This is a genomic window from Bradyrhizobium sp. WSM1743 (genome assembly GCF_000473065.1).
In the GTDB taxonomy this organism is placed as follows: Bacteria; Pseudomonadota; Alphaproteobacteria; order Rhizobiales; family Xanthobacteraceae; genus Bradyrhizobium.
This window is the reverse complement of the sequence record NZ_AXAZ01000022.1, coordinates 15809-30711: the sequence shown is the minus strand read 5'-3', so window position 1 is coordinate 30711 and position 14903 is coordinate 15809. Positions and strand designations below refer to the sequence as shown.

Here is a 14903-nt window from a genome sequence, read left to right as displayed (position 1 = left end):
AAAGCGGCAGGCAGGTTATTTTCTGAGCAAATTGCCAAATCTGGCTAAATTTCCGGCATAACTATTTCTGCACCGCAACCGCCGTTTGAGGCCGACTTGCCTTGAAAGCGCCCGTTCGATGTTCCATATGAGCGGAGGAGACCTCTTGCGAATCAAGGGTCGTAGCGAGCCGCGTGTTCTTAAGCCCCTCCGGGCCTCTGGCTTGCCCCATAGCCACCCAAGCCATCCGACACCCCAAACACGCAGGTGTCTTCTCGACACCTTTGCGCGCGCCACGCGGAACCAGCGTGGGCGCCCGCTTTTGACATGGAAAGAACCCCTCTTTTGACTTCCTTTCAGGACTTCGGCCTGGCCGATCCCATTTCCCGCGCCCTCAAAGAAGAAAACTACGTCACCCCGACCCCGATCCAGGCCCAGACCATCCCGCTGGCGCTGACCGGCCGCGACGTCGTCGGCATCGCCCAGACCGGCACCGGCAAGACCGCGTCCTTCGCGCTGCCGATCCTGCACCGTCTGCTCGAGAACCGCATCAAGCCTCAGCCCAAGACCGCCCGCGTGCTGGTGCTGTCGCCGACCCGCGAACTGTCCGGCCAGATCCTCGACAGCTTCAACGCCTATGGCCGCCACATCCGCCTGTCCTCGACGCTGGCCATCGGCGGCGTTCCGATGGGCCGCCAGGTCCGTGCCCTGATGCAGGGCGTCGACGTGCTGGTCGCCACCCCCGGCCGCCTGCTCGACCTCGTGCAGAGCAACGGATTGAAGCTTTCGAGTGTTGAATTCCTCGTACTCGACGAGGCGGACCGCATGCTCGACATGGGCTTCATCAACGACATCCGCAAAATCGTCGCCAAGCTGCCGATCAAACGGCAGACGCTGTTCTTCTCGGCCACCATGCCGAAGGACATCGCCGAGCTCGCGGATTCCATGCTGCGTGATCCCGCCCGCGTCGCGGTGACCCCGGTGTCCTCGACCGCCGAGCGGATCAACCAGCGCATCCTGCAGGTCGACTTCACGGCCAAGCCCGCCTTCCTGACCAAGCTGTTGCAGGACGAGGCGATCAACCGCGCGCTGGTCTTCACCCGCACCAAGCACGGTGCCGACAAGGTGGTGAAGACGCTGGCCAAGGCCGGCATCGCCGCCAACGCCATCCACGGCAACAAATCGCAGAATCACCGCGAACGTACGCTCGCTCAGTTCCGCTCGGGCGAGATCAGCACCCTGGTCGCCACCGACATCGCCGCCCGCGGCATCGACGTCGACGGCATCAGCCACGTGATCAATTTCGATCTGCCCAACGTGCCGGAAACTTACGTCCACCGCATCGGCCGCACCGCGCGCGCCGGCGCCGACGGCACCGCGATCTCGCTCGTTGCGGGCGGAGAGGAGCTCAGCTATCTCCGTGACATCGAGCGGCTGATCCGCGTGGCGCTGCCGCGGGAGGACCACCGCACCGACGCCGGCCGCCGCGATGCCGGGCCCGCCCCGTCGCAGCAACGACAGGGCAGGCCGGGCGGCCGCCCCGGCCAGCGCCCGCAAGGCGCACGGCATGGTGACGGGCGGCGTGCCGACGAACGGCACGCCGACGGGCGCCACCATAGCGCCGGCAAGCAGGGCGACGGCAGGCACGGTGAAGGTCGGCACGCCGAGGCGAGGCATGCCGACGGGCGGCCCGGCAGCGGCCCGAATGCCTCGAAGGGTTCTCGCCGCCGCCGCTCCGGTGGTAAGATGCATTCATCGCCTCTCGAACGTCCGGAACACCGTTCCGCGCATAGCGCCGGGACGCCTGATGGGATACAAGGCGTTGCCTTTTTGCGCCGCGAGAGTCGGCCAAACAGCCAACCGAACCGCAAACCCTATTCGCACTAGCCGTCCACGACCTGGAGAAATTCATGGCTAAGGAAGAGCTGATCCAGTTCGAAGGACTGGTCACCGAAATCCTCCCCGACGCCCGCTACCGCGTGCAGCTCGACGCCGGACACGAGATCGTTGCCTATACCGCCGGCAAGATGAAGAAGAACCGCATCAAGACGCTCGCGGGCGACCGCGTGACGGTGGAGATGTCGCCCTATGACCTTGAGAAGGGCCGGCTGATTTTCCGCCACAAGGACGAACGTCCCAGCACGGCGGGCGGACCGCCCCGGCCCGGACAGCGCGGCGGCCAGTTCCGCCGCCGCTAAGTCGGCCGCTGGGGCGCGGGATAAAATTCCGACCTGTATGTTGATCCGCCGTTGACTCACGGCGGATCAAAAAATCGTGCGTGTCCGGATTGTTTCGGACCCCTGTTTTCGATAAAATGAATTAATCGATTTTCGGCCGGACGACATTAGCATCCACCGGTACAGCCGGTTCAGACACGCTGACGACCCTTCCAGAAATTCGATCTAACCTGCCCGCGCAAGCGGGCTCTGACACTGTGTTATCTGAGAAGGGACTACCCCCGTGAGCATGGGAACCGTGAAGTGGTTTAACGCAACCAAGGGCTATGGCTTCATTCAGCCCGACGACGGCGGCCAAGACGTGTTCGTTCACATCAGCGCCGTGGAGCGCGCCGGTCTCGGCTCGCTGCGCGAAGGCCAGAAAATCTCCTACGAGATCGTGGCCGACCGCCGCTCCGGCAAGTCGGCGGCGGACAACCTCCGCGCTGCGAGCTGAGCCCGCCGGGCCCGTGGCCCCGATCGGCTCGAGCGAGGCAGAGCAAACAAAAGGCCGTGCGTCACGCACGGCCTTTTTCATTTCAGGGTCGGCTCGCAAATTTCAACACGTCGATGGTACGCCGTTGTAGGGCACGCAGGTGACTTGGCGCGGCCGCGTGTAGGAGAGATCGCTCAGCGTTATGCTCGACTTCAACACGTAACCGACGGTCGGCGTGTAAGTGTAGTTGGCTTCGCTCAGTATGAGATAGCTCGACGGGATCAACAGCGTCGGGGGAATCATCGCGGTGACCTTATCGCCGGCTTTCCGAGTCGAGGTCGCCAGAGTGGCTTGCGTCGCGCCGCTCGCAATGGTGCCGGCCTTGCTCCACTGGACCGTGGCGATACTGTTGGCGTCGATGTAGATCTGGGAAATCGTGCCTTTCACGAGCGTAGCGTCGTAAGGCATGATGACCGAAATGCTTGCCGTGAACGTGTTCTTCATGTCGGCATCGGCGAGCGTCGTCGACTGCGACGTCAAATCGGACAGCGTCCGCGCGATCAGCGTGACTTTGCGATCGATCGCCACGGCGGACGAAAATTCGACGGTGCCGAAAAACATGACCAACATCAGCGGTACGATGACCGCAAATTCGGTCGCCGCGAGCGCGCGCTTGTCCGCGACGAAGTCGCGCACCGAGCGACGTGCATTCCTCCAGATATTCGCAATCGCCTGCATCGATCCGCTCAGATCCATCTGCCTCAGAAGGGTTCGTTCTTGAACGCCGCTGTCGCCACCATCAGCCGCTTGTTGCTGCATCCCATGTTGTAGCCGAGGCCGGTGACGATGAGCGGCCACTGATAGAACAGGCGCACCACGACGACCTGGCCGGAGGTCCCGGCACTGTACTGCATGCCGGTTGGGTTGAAATTGCAGGAATCACCATAGTTGGTGAGGCTGAGCGTCCCGAAGGAGCTGGTGCTGACAACGTCGATGTAAAGCTTGCTGCAATCGAACAGCGCCGGGATTTTACTGCAGACATAGGTCTTGAACGACGTCTGATCGCATGCAGAGACCGTGTTGGGCGTGGTCTGGCAGGCCGCCACCGAGCCGCCCTGTGCCTGCGCCTGGCCGGTCAGAATCGCGCGCGCGGAGTCCTGCGCGACGGTCTCGAGCACCTGGCCCGAGAAGAACATCAGTGCCGTCTCGATGATGGCGAATAGCAACCCGAAGAACATCGGTGCGACCAGCGCAAACTCGACGGCTGCGGAGCCGCGGCGGTTGCCGCGAAACCGGGCCAGCGCTTTCCGGAGCGTGAATCTCGTAGGTGCAGGCGATGGCATCTCGTCAAATTCCCCAGCAACGGGCGATCATCTGCCCGTTCAATAGCGGAAACTGATTGTCTAAGTGTTTCAGGCGATCCGCGTCCGGCGGACCGCGCCGTTAGGAATGCGTTAACCAGATGCGCCCCCGAAGCACATGGAAACACGGCGCGCGGAGAGACGCCGCCCCCGATTCCGCAAGCAGCCTGGCGGGATGCCGCTCCGGCAGACCCGCCGGTCGGCTAGTTGGGTTTCGCGGCCGCGCCGGCACCGCCACCGCCGCTGGCACTGCTGCTCAGCGAGCCGGCCTGACTCATCGTGTTGTTGAAGTAGGTATCGCTGTCGCCGAGCGTCACGCGACGCTGGCAAAGCGGTACGCAGCTGTAGGACTCGCGCTCGATCCCGCGATAGACGGTGACGAGCCGGTCGCTCGGACCTTCAACCTGGATCTGGCGGTCGACCAGAATCTCGCCGCCCCGGTCGAGCGCGATGAAGTTGGTGGCCCCGTAGCCCTTCCCGGTCACGACGATCATGCCGCCCGGCTGGAGCGTGACGTCGGCGATCAGGGGATTGCCGACCACGATGGTCGCCACCTTGCCGGGCAGCCGTACCAGCTTGGCCTGGTCGACATTGACGGCAATGATGTCGGCGGTGGGCTCGGCAAGGCCAGCGGCCGGCCATGCCAGCACCGCGGCGGCAACCAGAAGACAGACGCGCGCATGACGGCGCAGCAATTCTTTACGCATACTCTTACCCCCGGGACGTCACAAACCGGCAGAAGCGACTCGACACGGCGGAGCCGGCGCCCGACCCGGCCAACCTGCCTCTAATTCGTGAACGTTCCGCAAATTCGCCGACTATTGTTTGAACGGACGGGCATTTGCGGGCCGCTACCCTCCTAATGGCGGAACGGATAGGCGAGCTGGCCCCCAATCTCCTTCGGCATGGTCGCTTCGTCCTTGCCGTAATCCTGTGGCAGTCTCCCCTCCGGCATGCGGAAGGTGCCGAACAGCAGGTCCCAGATCGGGAACGTCCCGGCGAAATTGGTGTCGCCGCCCTCTTCGAGCGAAGTGTGGTGCCAACGGTGGAACACCGGCGTCGCCAGTACGTATTTGAACGGACCGAAGGTCCAGTTCAGGTTGGCGTGCACGAAGGCCGAATGAAAGGTGGTGAACGGGCCGACCCAGATCATGATGTTCGGGGAGATACCGGCCATCAGCAGCACGACGTCGACGCTGATCGTCCCAAGCAAGAGATTGACGGGATGGAAGCGGGCCGCGGAGATCCACCCGATCTCTTCCGACGAATGATGGATGGCATGGTACTTCCAGAAGCCGCCGTCGTGGAAAAGCCGGTGCAGCCAGTACAGCATGAAATCGGACAGCACCAGGAACAACAGGGCTTGCACCCACAGAGGCAGCTGCGCCAGCGGACCATGGCCATCCTCGTAGAAGGCGATGAGTTCGTCGGCGTCGTGGATGTTGAAGACGGCGCTGGCGCCGACGATCAGAAGTCCGATCCGCATGGTGCGGGCGAACACCGGCACGAAGAACCAGTAGCAGATGTCGGTGACGATCTCCCGCTTGCGCCACCACGGCGCGCCGGGATTGCAGGCCCAGAAATGCTCCAGCACTGTGAAGACGGCCGCGAGCACGAAGGTGACAGGGATCACCTTCACGATGGTCTCGCCGAGCATCAGGGCGACTTGCATGGGCAGGCTCGACATCGTCGCCTCTCTTGCGAATTCCAGTATTGCTTAGGCCTACTCCGCGAAATTTAAGGGAGAGTGAAGCAGGCGCCGCGCTGCCGATGCATGCGGAACCGAAACGAATTGCAGCTGCCGTCTTAAGGCGAAATTCACTCTGGGCAAAAGCATCGCGCCGGGCATGGGTTTACCCGATCGAATTAACTCTACCGAAAGAGCTCGGCTCTCATGGTCATCGCGTCAAAGACAGCGCCGAACGAGGCGATCCCACCTAGACGGAGTTTTGTTCATGAAGAACGTGATTGCGCGTTTCGCGAAGGATGAATCCGGCGCTACCGCCATCGAATACGGTCTGATCGCCGCCGGCATCGCGCTAGCCATCATCACCGTCGTCAACAATCTCGGCACCACGCTGAACACCAAGTTCACCTCGATCAGCACGTCGCTGAAGTAAGCGACCGACGAACGACGGCAAAAGCCCCGGATCTCCGGGGCGTTTGTTTTTCTGAAGACGGCGAGTTCCAGTGGCGTTGCACAAGTTCAGAACCGATACCGCAGTCGCGGCGCACGAGGCGGAGGCGGCGCAGGCCAGCTCGCCGGCCTATTGGATCTGCCTTGCGCTGCTGCTCGCGACAGTCGCGCTCGCCGCGCGCATTGCCAGCTTCTGGTGAAGGCACATTCGGCGGCCTTGGCCGCCCGCCCCGCCGCCGTTTTCGGTTTGTTTAGCACTGCGCGCTAGCATCCGGCGACGCCAGCTCCCGCGGAAAACCCAGGCCTCAAGACGCAGCCCATGATCCTCGACCTTGCGCGCCTTCTGCTCTTCCCGGCCCTGATGGCATTCGCCGCCGCGAGCGATCTCTTCACGATGACGATCTCGAACCGCGTGTCGCTGGCGCTGGTGGCCGGCTTCTTCGTGCTCGCCCTCGCCGGTGGCATGGCACCTTACGAGATGCTGAGTCATGTCGGCGCCGGTGCGCTTCTGCTGGTCGTGGCTTTCACCTGCTTTGCGATGGGCTGGGTGGGCGGCGGCGACGCCAAGGTCGCGGCGTCCGTCGCGCTCTGGTTCGGCTTTGCGCATCTGATGAACTTCCTGCTCTACGCCTCGCTGTTCGGCGGCGCGCTGACGCTGCTCCTGCTCCAGTTCCGGCAATGGCCGCTGCCCTACGGGCTGGCGGGTCAGGCCTGGCTCGCGCGGCTGCACGCCAAGGAGAGCGGCATTCCCTACGGCATCGCGCTCGCGCTGAGCGCGTTGATGGTCTACCCGGAGACCGAATGGGTGAAGGCGGTCGACCTCGCGCACCTCGCACTGCGCTGAACGCATCGGGTAAACCCGGCGTTAAGGCGATTTAGATACGCCTCATTAACCATGCTTTGACGAATAGCTGGTCAACTGCCGATTAGGGCGGCGGCAGCGTCGCGGCGTATTGTTGGAAAGTTGAAGCGTATGAATAGGGCACGCCTTGTCGTCCTGACGGTCGCCATCTGCGCCGGCGGCGTCGCCGCGTACCTGGCGAGCGGTACCGACAATTCTGCGCCGCCTCCGCTTCCGGTCGCGCAGCTGCCGACCATCGACGTCCTCGTGGCCAAGAACGACATCGGCCTCGGCCAGACCGTGAAGCCGGAAGACGTGCAATGGCAGACCTGGCCGGCCGCGACCGCCAGCACCACCTTCATCCGCCGCAACGAGCGCCCCGATGGTGCGACCCAGGTGGCCGGTTCGATCGCGCGGGCTCCGTTCATTCAGGGTGAGCCGATCCGCGACCAGAAGCTGGTCAAGGCCGAAGGCTCCGGCTTCATGGCGGCAATCCTGCCCACCGGGATGCGGGCGATCTCGACCGAGATCTCGCCGGAGACCGGCGCAGGCGGCTTCATCCTGCCCAACGATCGCGTCGACGTCCTGCTCACGCGCCGGTTGAAGAATCCGGACCAGAGCAGCGGCGCCCCCGACGTCGTCACCTCCGAGATCATCCTCACCAATATCCGCGTCCTCGCCATCGACCAGGCGCCCAAGGAGAAGGACGGCCAGAACGCGGTGATCGGTAAGACCGTCACCCTCGAGCTCAGTCCCGCGCAGACCGCAACGCTCTCCGCCGCGCGGCAGAGCGGCACGCTGTCGCTGGCGCTGCGCAGTATCGTTGACGTCAAGATGAGTGAAATCACGCTCGATGACTCCGCGCAGAAGCGAGAGGGCGTTTCGATCATTCGCTACGGCATTCCAAGTCAGACGGCTAAGGCACGATGAAGACAGTCGATATGAAATGCAGGGCAGATTCGGCGACGATGCGAACCTCACTGGTCCGCGCCCTGTCGTTTTCGGCCGCTCTCGCGCTGGCGCTCAACCCGGCGATCGCCCCGGTGGTCGCTGCCGATTACCGCCCCGTGGCGCCGGCCGCTGCGGATGGCCAGATCAACGCGCGCTTCCTCTCGCTCGGCGTCGGCAAGTCCATCGTGATCGACCTGCCGCGCGACATCAAGGACGTGCTGGTCGCCGATCCCAAGATCGCCAATGCGGTGGTCCGCTCGGCGCAGCGCGCCTATATCATCGGCGCCGCGGTCGGCCAGACCAACATCGTGTTCTTCGATTCCGCCGGTCAGCAGATTGCGGCCTATGACATCGCGGTCAAGCGCGACCTCAACGGCGTACGGGCCGCGCTGAAGCAGGTCCTGCCCAATTCCGACATCCAGATCGATGGCCTCGGCGATGGCATCGTCCTGACCGGCACGGCCGCCAACCCGATGGAAGCGCAGCAGGCCAACGATCTCGCCGCGCGCCTGGCCGGCGGCGCCGACAAGGTGGTGAACTCGATCGTGGTGCGCGGCCGCGACCAGATCATGCTCAAGGTGACGGTGGCGGAAGTCCAGCGCAGCATCATCAAGCAGCTCGGCATCGACCTGACCGCCAACCTCAACTACGGCACGTCGGTGGTGAGCTTCTCCAACTCCAATCCGTTCACGGCCCTCGGCAAGAACCTCGTGGACGGCAACAACCTGACCACGAAGTTCGGCGCCGCGCCGTCGGTGCAGGCCACCCTGCGCGCGATGGAAACCGCGGGCGTGATCCGCACGCTGGCCGAACCGAACCTGACTGCGATCTCCGGCGAGTCGGCAACGTTCATTGCCGGCGGTGAATTCCCGGTTCCGGCTGGCTATGCGTGCGACCCCACCACCCATGTCTGTACCACCCAGATCAGCTTCAAGAAGTTCGGCATCTCGCTGAATTTCACCCCCGTTGTGCTGAGCGAAGGCAAGATCAGCCTGCGGGTGATGACCGAGGTTTCGGAGCTGTCGAACGAGAATGCGATCACGCTGTCGCAGGCGGTGACCCCGACCTCGGTGAACTCGCTGACGGTGCCCTCGATCAGGACCCGCCGCGCCGAGACCTCGCTGGAAATTCCCTCCGGCGGCGCGATGGCGATGGCCGGCCTGATCCAGCAGCAGACCAAGCAGGCGGTCAGCGGATTGCCGGGACTGATGCAGCTCCCGATCCTGGGCACGCTGTTCCGCAGCCGCGACTTCGTCAACAACGCGACCGAGCTGGTCGTGATCGTGACGCCCTATGTCGTTCGCGCGGTTGCACCGAAGGATCTGTCGCGGCCGGATGATGGCTTCGCCCCGCCTGCGGATCCGCAGGCCCAGCTGATCGGCAATATCAACCGGCTCTACGGCGTGCCCGGACGGACCGAACCGGCCAAGAACTACCGCGGCACCTACGGCTTCATCACCGACTGAGGCGGAACGGGGACTTCACGATGACCACAAGACCACCCCAGCTTCGCAAACGCGCCACCCGCCTCGGTGGCGCGCTCGTCGGAATGGCGCTCGTGCTCGGCGGCTGCCAGCACGACGAAGTCGTCACGGCCTCCATTCCCGACGATTACAAGCAGCGCCATCCGATCGCGGTCGAGGAGCAGAACCGCTCGATCGTCGTCTTCGTCGGCCATGCCCGCGGTGGATTGACCGCCGCCCAGCGCGCCGACGTGATGGGCGTCGCATCGGCATGGTTGCACGAAGGCACCGGCGCCATTCGCATCGACGTGCCGTCCAATACGCCCAATGCTCGTCCGGTCGCGGATACGATGCGTGAGATCCAGGCGATGTTGACGGCGGCAGGCGTTCCGCCGCGCGGCGTCAGCGTTCACCCGTATCAGCCGGAAGACAAGCGTTTCCTGCCGCCGATCCGGCTCACCTATTCCAAGATCGCGGCGGTCGCCGGTCCCTGCGGCCTGTGGCCGGAGGACATCGGCCCCTCGATGAAGAACAAGCGGTGGTTCGAGAACAAGGATTACTACAATTACGGCTGCGCCTATCAGCGCAACCTCGCGGCCATGGTCGACAATCCGTCGGACCTCGAGCAGCCGCGGCCCGAAACCCCGTCATACACGCCGCGGCGCATCACCGGTCTCGAGAAATATCGCAAGGGAACGACGACGGCGACCACCTATCCCGAGGCCGACAAGGCCAAACTCAGCGACACCGGCAGATGATCAGCTACGCGCGCCAGACACAAGAAGAGCAGCCGGCAGCAGCTCCTCCACCGGTCGAGGAGCATATTGCGCCCGCGCCGCGCGTCTCGGTCCAGGCCTTCTGCGAGACCGTGGAGACTGCCGCCGCGGTACAGTCGGCCGGCGAGGACCGCCGTCTCGGCAAGGCCCATCTGAAGATCCAAATGGGCGGCATGGCGGCCGCCATCGAGGCCTACCGCTCGGCCCCCACGCCGAATGTGATCGTGCTCGAGAGCGACGGCCGCAGCGATCTCTTGGGCGGGCTCGACCAGCTCGCCACCGTCTGCGACGCCGGCACCCGCGTGGTCGTGATCGGCCGCATCAACGACGTCACGCTCTATCGCGAGCTGGTTCGCCGCGGCGTCAGCGATTACGTGCTCGCGCCGGCCGGCGCGATCGACGTCGTGCGCTCGATCTGCAACCTGTTCTCGGCGCCGGAAGCCAAGGCGGTCGGCCGCATCATCGCCGTGGTCGGCGCCAAGGGCGGCGTCGGGGCTTCCACCATCTCCCACAATGTCGCCTGGGCGATCGCGCGCGACCTCGCGATGGACGCCGTCGTCGCCGACCTCGATCTCGCCTTCGGCACCGCCGGGCTCGACTACAATCAGGATCCGCCGCAGGGCATTGCCGACGCCGTGTTCTCGCCGGACCGCGTCGACACGGCTTTCATCGACCGCCTGCTGTCGAAATGCACCGACCATCTCAGCCTGCTGGCGGCGCCTGCGACGCTCGACCGGGTCTATGATTTCGGCACCGACGCTTTCGACGCCGTGTTCGACACGCTGCGCTCCACCATGCCCTGCATCGTGCTCGACGTTCCGCATCAATGGTCGGGCTGGACCAAACGGGCCTTGATCGGAGCGGACGACATCCTGATCGTGGCCGCGCCCGACCTCGCCAATTTGCGCAATACCAAGAACCTGTTCGATCTGTTGAAGGCCGCGCGCCCCAACGACCGGCCGCCGCTCTACTGCCTGAACCAGGTCGGCGTGCCGAAACGGCCCGAAATCGCCGCCGCTGAGTTCGCCAAGGCGATCGAGAGCCAGCCGGTCGTCTCGATCCCGTTCGAGCCGCAGATCTTCGGCTCGGCGGCCAACAACGGCCAGATGATCGCGGAGATCTCGGCCAATCACAAGTCGATCGAGATGTTCCTGCAGATCGCCCAACGCCTGACCGGCCGCAGCGAGACCAAGAAACAAAAGTCGTCCCTGCTTTCACCTCTGATTGAGAAGTTGCGGGGAAGATAAGCCGCCGCATGGAGTTGTTAAGTGTTCGGTAAGCGTAGCGGAACAGACACCGACTTTCGGGCGCCCAAGCCCGGCGCCGTGTCGCTCGAGCCTGCCCAGGCTCAGGCGCCGACGGTGTCGCGCGCTCCGCCTCCGCCGGCCGTCACCTCGCCGCCGCTCGCTCCCGCCAAGGCCCCGCCACCTCCGGCCATGGAGAGCCGGCGTTCGGATAATTATTACGAGGTCAAGGCGACCATCTTCGGCGCACTGATCGAGGCCATCGACCTTGCCCAGCTCGCCAAGCTGGATTCGGAGTCCGCGCGCGAGGAAATCCGCGATATCGTCAACGAGATCATCGCGATCAAGAACATCGTGATGTCGATCGCCGAGCAGGAGGAGCTGCTCGACGACATCTGCAACGACGTTCTCGGCTACGGCCCGCTCGAACCGCTGTTGTCGCGCGACGACATCGCCGACATCATGGTCAACGGCGCCAACACCGTCTACATCGAGGTCGGCGGCAAGATCCAGCGCACCGGCATCCGCTTCCGCGACAACCAACAGCTTCTCAACATCTGCCAGCGCATCGTCAGCCAGGTCGGCCGGCGCGTCGACGAATCCTCGCCGATCTGCGACGCACGCCTCGCCGACGGCTCTCGCGTCAACGCCATCGTGCCGCCGCTGTCGATTGACGGCCCCGCGCTTACCATCCGCAAATTCAAGAAGGACAAGCTGACGCTGGATCAGCTCGTCAAATTCGGCGCGATCACGCCGGAAGGCGCCGAGATCCTCCAGATCATCGGCCGCGTCCGCTGCAACGTGCTGATCTCCGGCGGTACCGGCTCCGGCAAGACCACGCTGCTCAACTGCCTCACCAATTACATCGAGCACGACGAGCGCGTCATCACCTGCGAGGACGCCGCCGAGCTCCAGCTTCAGCAGCCCCATGTGGTGCGGCTCGAAACCCGCCCGCCCAATATCGAGGGCGAGGGCCAGATCACCATGCGCGAATTGGTGCGCAACTGCCTGCGTATGCGGCCCGAACGCATCATCGTCGGCGAGGTCCGCGGACCCGAGGCCTTCGACCTGCTCCAGGCCATGAACACCGGCCATGACGGGTCGATGGGCACGCTGCATGCTAACAACCCGCGCGAGGCGCTGTCGCGCTGCGAATCCATGATCACAATGGGCGGCTTCTCGCTGCCCTCGCGCACCATCCGCGAGATGATCTGCGCCTCGATCGACGTCATCATTCAGGCCGCACGCCTGCGTGACGGTTCCCGCCGCATCACCCACATCACCGAGGTGATGGGCATGGAAGGTGACACCATCATCACCCAGGACATCTTCCTCTACGACATGGTCGGCGAGGACGCCAACGGCAAGATCATCGGCCGACACCGCTCGACCGGTATCGGCCGTCCGAGGTTCTGGGAACGCGCTCGCTATTACGGCGAGGAGAAGCGCCTTGCCGCGGCGCTGGACGCGGCGGAAGTCGCTCCGAAGACATGAGCAGGTCAGCACCGCCATGAACATGCAGGTCCTCGCCCTCGCCTTCCTCGCCACCGCAGCGGTCGGTGGCATCGCCTGGGTCTTCCTCTATCCGCTGCTGTCCGGGGAACGAAAGGCGGAAAGCCGGCGCGCCTCGGTCGCGCGCGCCGAGGCGCCCACGGCCCGTCAGGCCGAGAAGACCCAGCGCTCGCGCCGCGAGCAGGTCGAGACCACGCTCAAGGACCTCGAGGCGCGGCGCGCGCAGGAGAAGAGCGCTCCGCTCAGCGTCCGCCTGTCGCAGGCGGGGCTCGACTGGACGCCGCAGAAATTCTGGATCGTGTCCGCCGTCGTGGCGGGCGTATTCTTCGCGGCCGCTCTGTTCGGCGGCGGCGGCCTGATCGGCGCCGCCGGGCTTGCTTTTGCCGGCGGCTTCGGCCTGCCGCGCTGGGCACTCGGCTTCCTGAAGAAGCGTCGCGAAACCAAGTTCCTGGCTGCGCTGCCCGACGCGGTCGACGTGATCGTCCGCGGCATCAAGGCGGGCCTTCCCCTGTTCGAATCGATCAAGGTCGTGGCCGCCGATGCGCCCGAGCCGCTGCGCAGCGAGTTCCTGACCATCATCGAGACGCAGGCGATCGGCATGCCCCTTGGTGAGGCCTGCGCGCGGCTCTACGAGCGCATGCCGCTGCCGGAGGCCAATTTCTTCGGCATCGTGGTGTCGATCCAGCAGAAGTCGGGCGGCAACCTCTCCGAAGCGCTCGGCAACCTCTCCAAGGTGCTGCGCGACCGCAAGAAGATGAAGGAAAAGATCCAGGCGATGTCGATGGAGGCTAAGGCCTCGGCCGGCATCATCGGCTCGCTGCCGCCGATCGTGATGTTCCTGGTCTATCTCACGACGCCGCAATATATCTCGGTACTTTGGACTCATCCAACCGGACAGCTGATGCTGGTCGGCTGCGTCGTCTGGATGTCGATCGGCATCTTGGTGATGAAGAAGATGATCAATTTCGATTTCTGACGGTGTCGTATGGTCGAATTCCTCGTCTCGAAACTGCACGACGTCCGTTTCATGACCATGCTGCTCGCGGCCATCGCCGCGAGCGCCACCGTCTATACGCTGGTGATGCCGTTGTTCGCAGGCGAGGGCCTCTCCAAGCGCATGAAGGCGGTGGCGAGCGAGCGTGAGCGCATCCGGCAGCGCGAGCGTGAGCGTCTTAACAAGAACGAGAAGGTCTCGCTGCGCCAGACGCCGAAGCAACTCGTCTCCAAGGTGGTCGAGGACTTCAACCTGACCAAATGGCTCGCGCAGGAAGCTGCGCGGGACAAGCTCATCATGGCAGGTTACCGTGGCCAGGCGCCCTATGTCACCTTCCTGTTTGCCCGCATGGTCGCCCCGATCGTGCTCTTGATCGGCTCGGTCCTCTACGTCTTCGTGATCGCACATATGCAGCAGGCGATGCCGATCAAGATCGGCATCTGCGTCGGCGCCGCCTATCTCGGCCTTCAGGCGCCAATGCTGTTCCTCAGGAATGCGATCTCCAAGCGCCAGCTCTCGATCAAGCGTGCCTTTCCCGACGCGCTCGACCTGCTCCTGATCTGCATCGAATCCGGCATGTCGGTCGAGATGGCATTCCGGAAGGTTGCGACCGAAATCGTGGGCCAGTCGATCGCGCTGTCGGAGGAGTTCACCCTGACCACGGCCGAGCTGTCCTATCTGCAGGATCGCAAGGTCGCTTATGAGAATCTGGCACGGCGGACCGGGCTCGAGGGAGTCAAGTCGGTATGTCTGGCGCTGCAGCAGGCGGAACGTTACGGCACCCCGCTCGGCCATTCCTTGCGCGTCATGGCGCAGGAGAATCGCGACATGCGCATGAACGAGGCCGAGAAGAAGGCGGCCGCGCTGCCGCCGAAGCTCACGGTGCCGATGATCCTGTTCTTCCTGCCGGTGCTGTTCGTTGTCATTCTCGGACCCACCGCCATCAAGGTCACGGAGATGCAATGAGCCGGGCTGGACCGCACGGTCCGCCAC

Annotated in this window: 17 protein-coding genes; 13 read left to right on the top strand and 4 right to left on the bottom strand. The window is 64.2% G+C overall.

Translation table 11 applies throughout. The features are described from left to right. The first annotated feature begins 306 nt into the window (after positions 1 to 306). The 3 genes from YU9_RS0115830 to YU9_RS0115820 all read left to right on the top strand — a co-directional run bounded on the left by YU9_RS0115830 (position 307) and on the right by YU9_RS0115820 (position 2652). Complete coding sequence (locus tag YU9_RS0115830; RefSeq protein WP_027573723.1) at positions 307 to 1866, top strand: DEAD/DEAH box helicase; 1560 nt, start codon at positions 307 to 309, stop codon at positions 1864 to 1866. 23 nt (positions 1867 to 1889) lie between these two features. Then, positions 1890 to 2177 carry a translation initiation factor IF-1 gene (infA, locus tag YU9_RS0115825; protein WP_024340539.1) on the top strand — a complete coding sequence of 96 codons (288 nt, stop codon included), beginning with the start codon at positions 1890 to 1892 and terminating at the stop codon, positions 2175 to 2177. A 262-nt stretch (positions 2178 to 2439) separates the two neighbouring features. After that, positions 2440 to 2652, top strand: a complete 213-nt coding sequence (locus YU9_RS0115820) for a cold-shock protein (protein ID WP_027573722.1) — start codon at positions 2440 to 2442, stop codon at positions 2650 to 2652. A gap of 102 nt (positions 2653 to 2754) precedes the next feature. Here YU9_RS0115820 and YU9_RS0115815 read toward each other — a convergent pair whose 3' ends face one another. The 4 genes from YU9_RS0115815 to YU9_RS0115800 all read right to left on the bottom strand — a co-directional run bounded on the left by YU9_RS0115815 (position 2755) and on the right by YU9_RS0115800 (position 5679). Then, positions 2755 to 3369 (bottom strand): TadE/TadG family type IV pilus assembly protein, encoded by a 615-nt coding sequence (locus YU9_RS0115815; protein ID WP_245266401.1) that lies wholly within the window; start codon positions 3367 to 3369, stop codon positions 2755 to 2757. Positions 3370 to 3392: 23 nt separating this feature from the next. Further along, a complete protein-coding gene (locus YU9_RS0115810) occupies positions 3393 to 3974 on the bottom strand; it encodes a TadE/TadG family type IV pilus assembly protein (RefSeq protein ID WP_027573720.1) in 582 nt (193 codons plus the stop codon). 221 nt (positions 3975 to 4195) lie between these two features. Further along, positions 4196 to 4699 carry a pilus assembly protein N-terminal domain-containing protein gene (locus YU9_RS0115805; RefSeq protein WP_027573719.1) on the bottom strand — a complete coding sequence of 168 codons (504 nt, stop codon included), beginning with the start codon at positions 4697 to 4699 and terminating at the stop codon, positions 4196 to 4198. A gap of 152 nt (positions 4700 to 4851) precedes the next feature. Then, positions 4852 to 5679: a sterol desaturase family protein gene (locus YU9_RS0115800; RefSeq protein ID WP_027573718.1), complete on the bottom strand. Its 828-nt coding sequence runs from the start codon at positions 5677 to 5679 to the stop codon at positions 4852 to 4854. A 268-nt stretch (positions 5680 to 5947) separates the two neighbouring features. On the opposite strand from YU9_RS0115800, the gene YU9_RS0115795 reads away from it, so the two are divergent. The 10 genes from YU9_RS0115795 to YU9_RS0115750 all read left to right on the top strand — a co-directional run bounded on the left by YU9_RS0115795 (position 5948) and on the right by YU9_RS0115750 (position 14876). After that, positions 5948 to 6112: a Flp family type IVb pilin gene (locus YU9_RS0115795; RefSeq protein ID WP_027573717.1), complete on the top strand. Its 165-nt coding sequence runs from the start codon at positions 5948 to 5950 to the stop codon at positions 6110 to 6112. Between the two features lie 76 nt (positions 6113 to 6188). Continuing rightward, on the top strand, positions 6189 to 6329 hold the full coding sequence (locus YU9_RS49030; RefSeq protein ID WP_167407110.1) for a hypothetical protein: 141 nt from the start codon (positions 6189 to 6191) through the stop codon (positions 6327 to 6329). Positions 6330 to 6448: 119 nt separating this feature from the next. Beyond that, positions 6449 to 6973: a prepilin peptidase gene (locus YU9_RS0115785; RefSeq protein ID WP_027573716.1), complete on the top strand. Its 525-nt coding sequence runs from the start codon at positions 6449 to 6451 to the stop codon at positions 6971 to 6973. A 129-nt stretch (positions 6974 to 7102) separates the two neighbouring features. Then, on the top strand, positions 7103 to 7900 hold the full coding sequence (gene cpaB / locus YU9_RS0115780; RefSeq protein WP_027573715.1) for a Flp pilus assembly protein CpaB: 798 nt from the start codon (positions 7103 to 7105) through the stop codon (positions 7898 to 7900). Positions 7901 to 7911: 11 nt separating this feature from the next. Continuing rightward, on the top strand, positions 7912 to 9387 hold the full coding sequence (locus tag YU9_RS0115775; protein WP_027573714.1) for a type II and III secretion system protein family protein: 1476 nt from the start codon (positions 7912 to 7914) through the stop codon (positions 9385 to 9387). 20 nt (positions 9388 to 9407) lie between these two features. Then, complete coding sequence (locus YU9_RS0115770; RefSeq protein ID WP_027573713.1) at positions 9408 to 10142, top strand: CpaD family pilus assembly protein; 735 nt, start codon at positions 9408 to 9410, stop codon at positions 10140 to 10142. Further along, positions 10139 to 11407: an AAA family ATPase gene (locus YU9_RS0115765; RefSeq protein WP_027573712.1), complete on the top strand. Its 1269-nt coding sequence runs from the start codon at positions 10139 to 10141 to the stop codon at positions 11405 to 11407. Before YU9_RS0115770 ends, YU9_RS0115765 begins: the two co-directional genes overlap by 4 nt. Before the next feature lie 21 nt (positions 11408 to 11428). Continuing rightward, the gene (locus YU9_RS0115760; protein WP_027573711.1) at positions 11429 to 12898 is read left to right on the top strand and encodes a CpaF family protein; all 1470 of its coding nucleotides are present in this window, start codon (positions 11429 to 11431) and stop codon (positions 12896 to 12898) included. Positions 12899 to 12914: 16 nt separating this feature from the next. Continuing rightward, a complete protein-coding gene (locus tag YU9_RS0115755) occupies positions 12915 to 13892 on the top strand; it encodes a type II secretion system F family protein (protein WP_027573710.1) in 978 nt (325 codons plus the stop codon). A gap of 9 nt (positions 13893 to 13901) precedes the next feature. Next, entirely contained in the window at positions 13902 to 14876 is a 975-nt protein-coding gene (locus YU9_RS0115750; protein ID WP_027573709.1) for a type II secretion system F family protein, read from the top strand. The last annotated feature ends 27 nt before the right edge of the window (positions 14877 to 14903 follow it).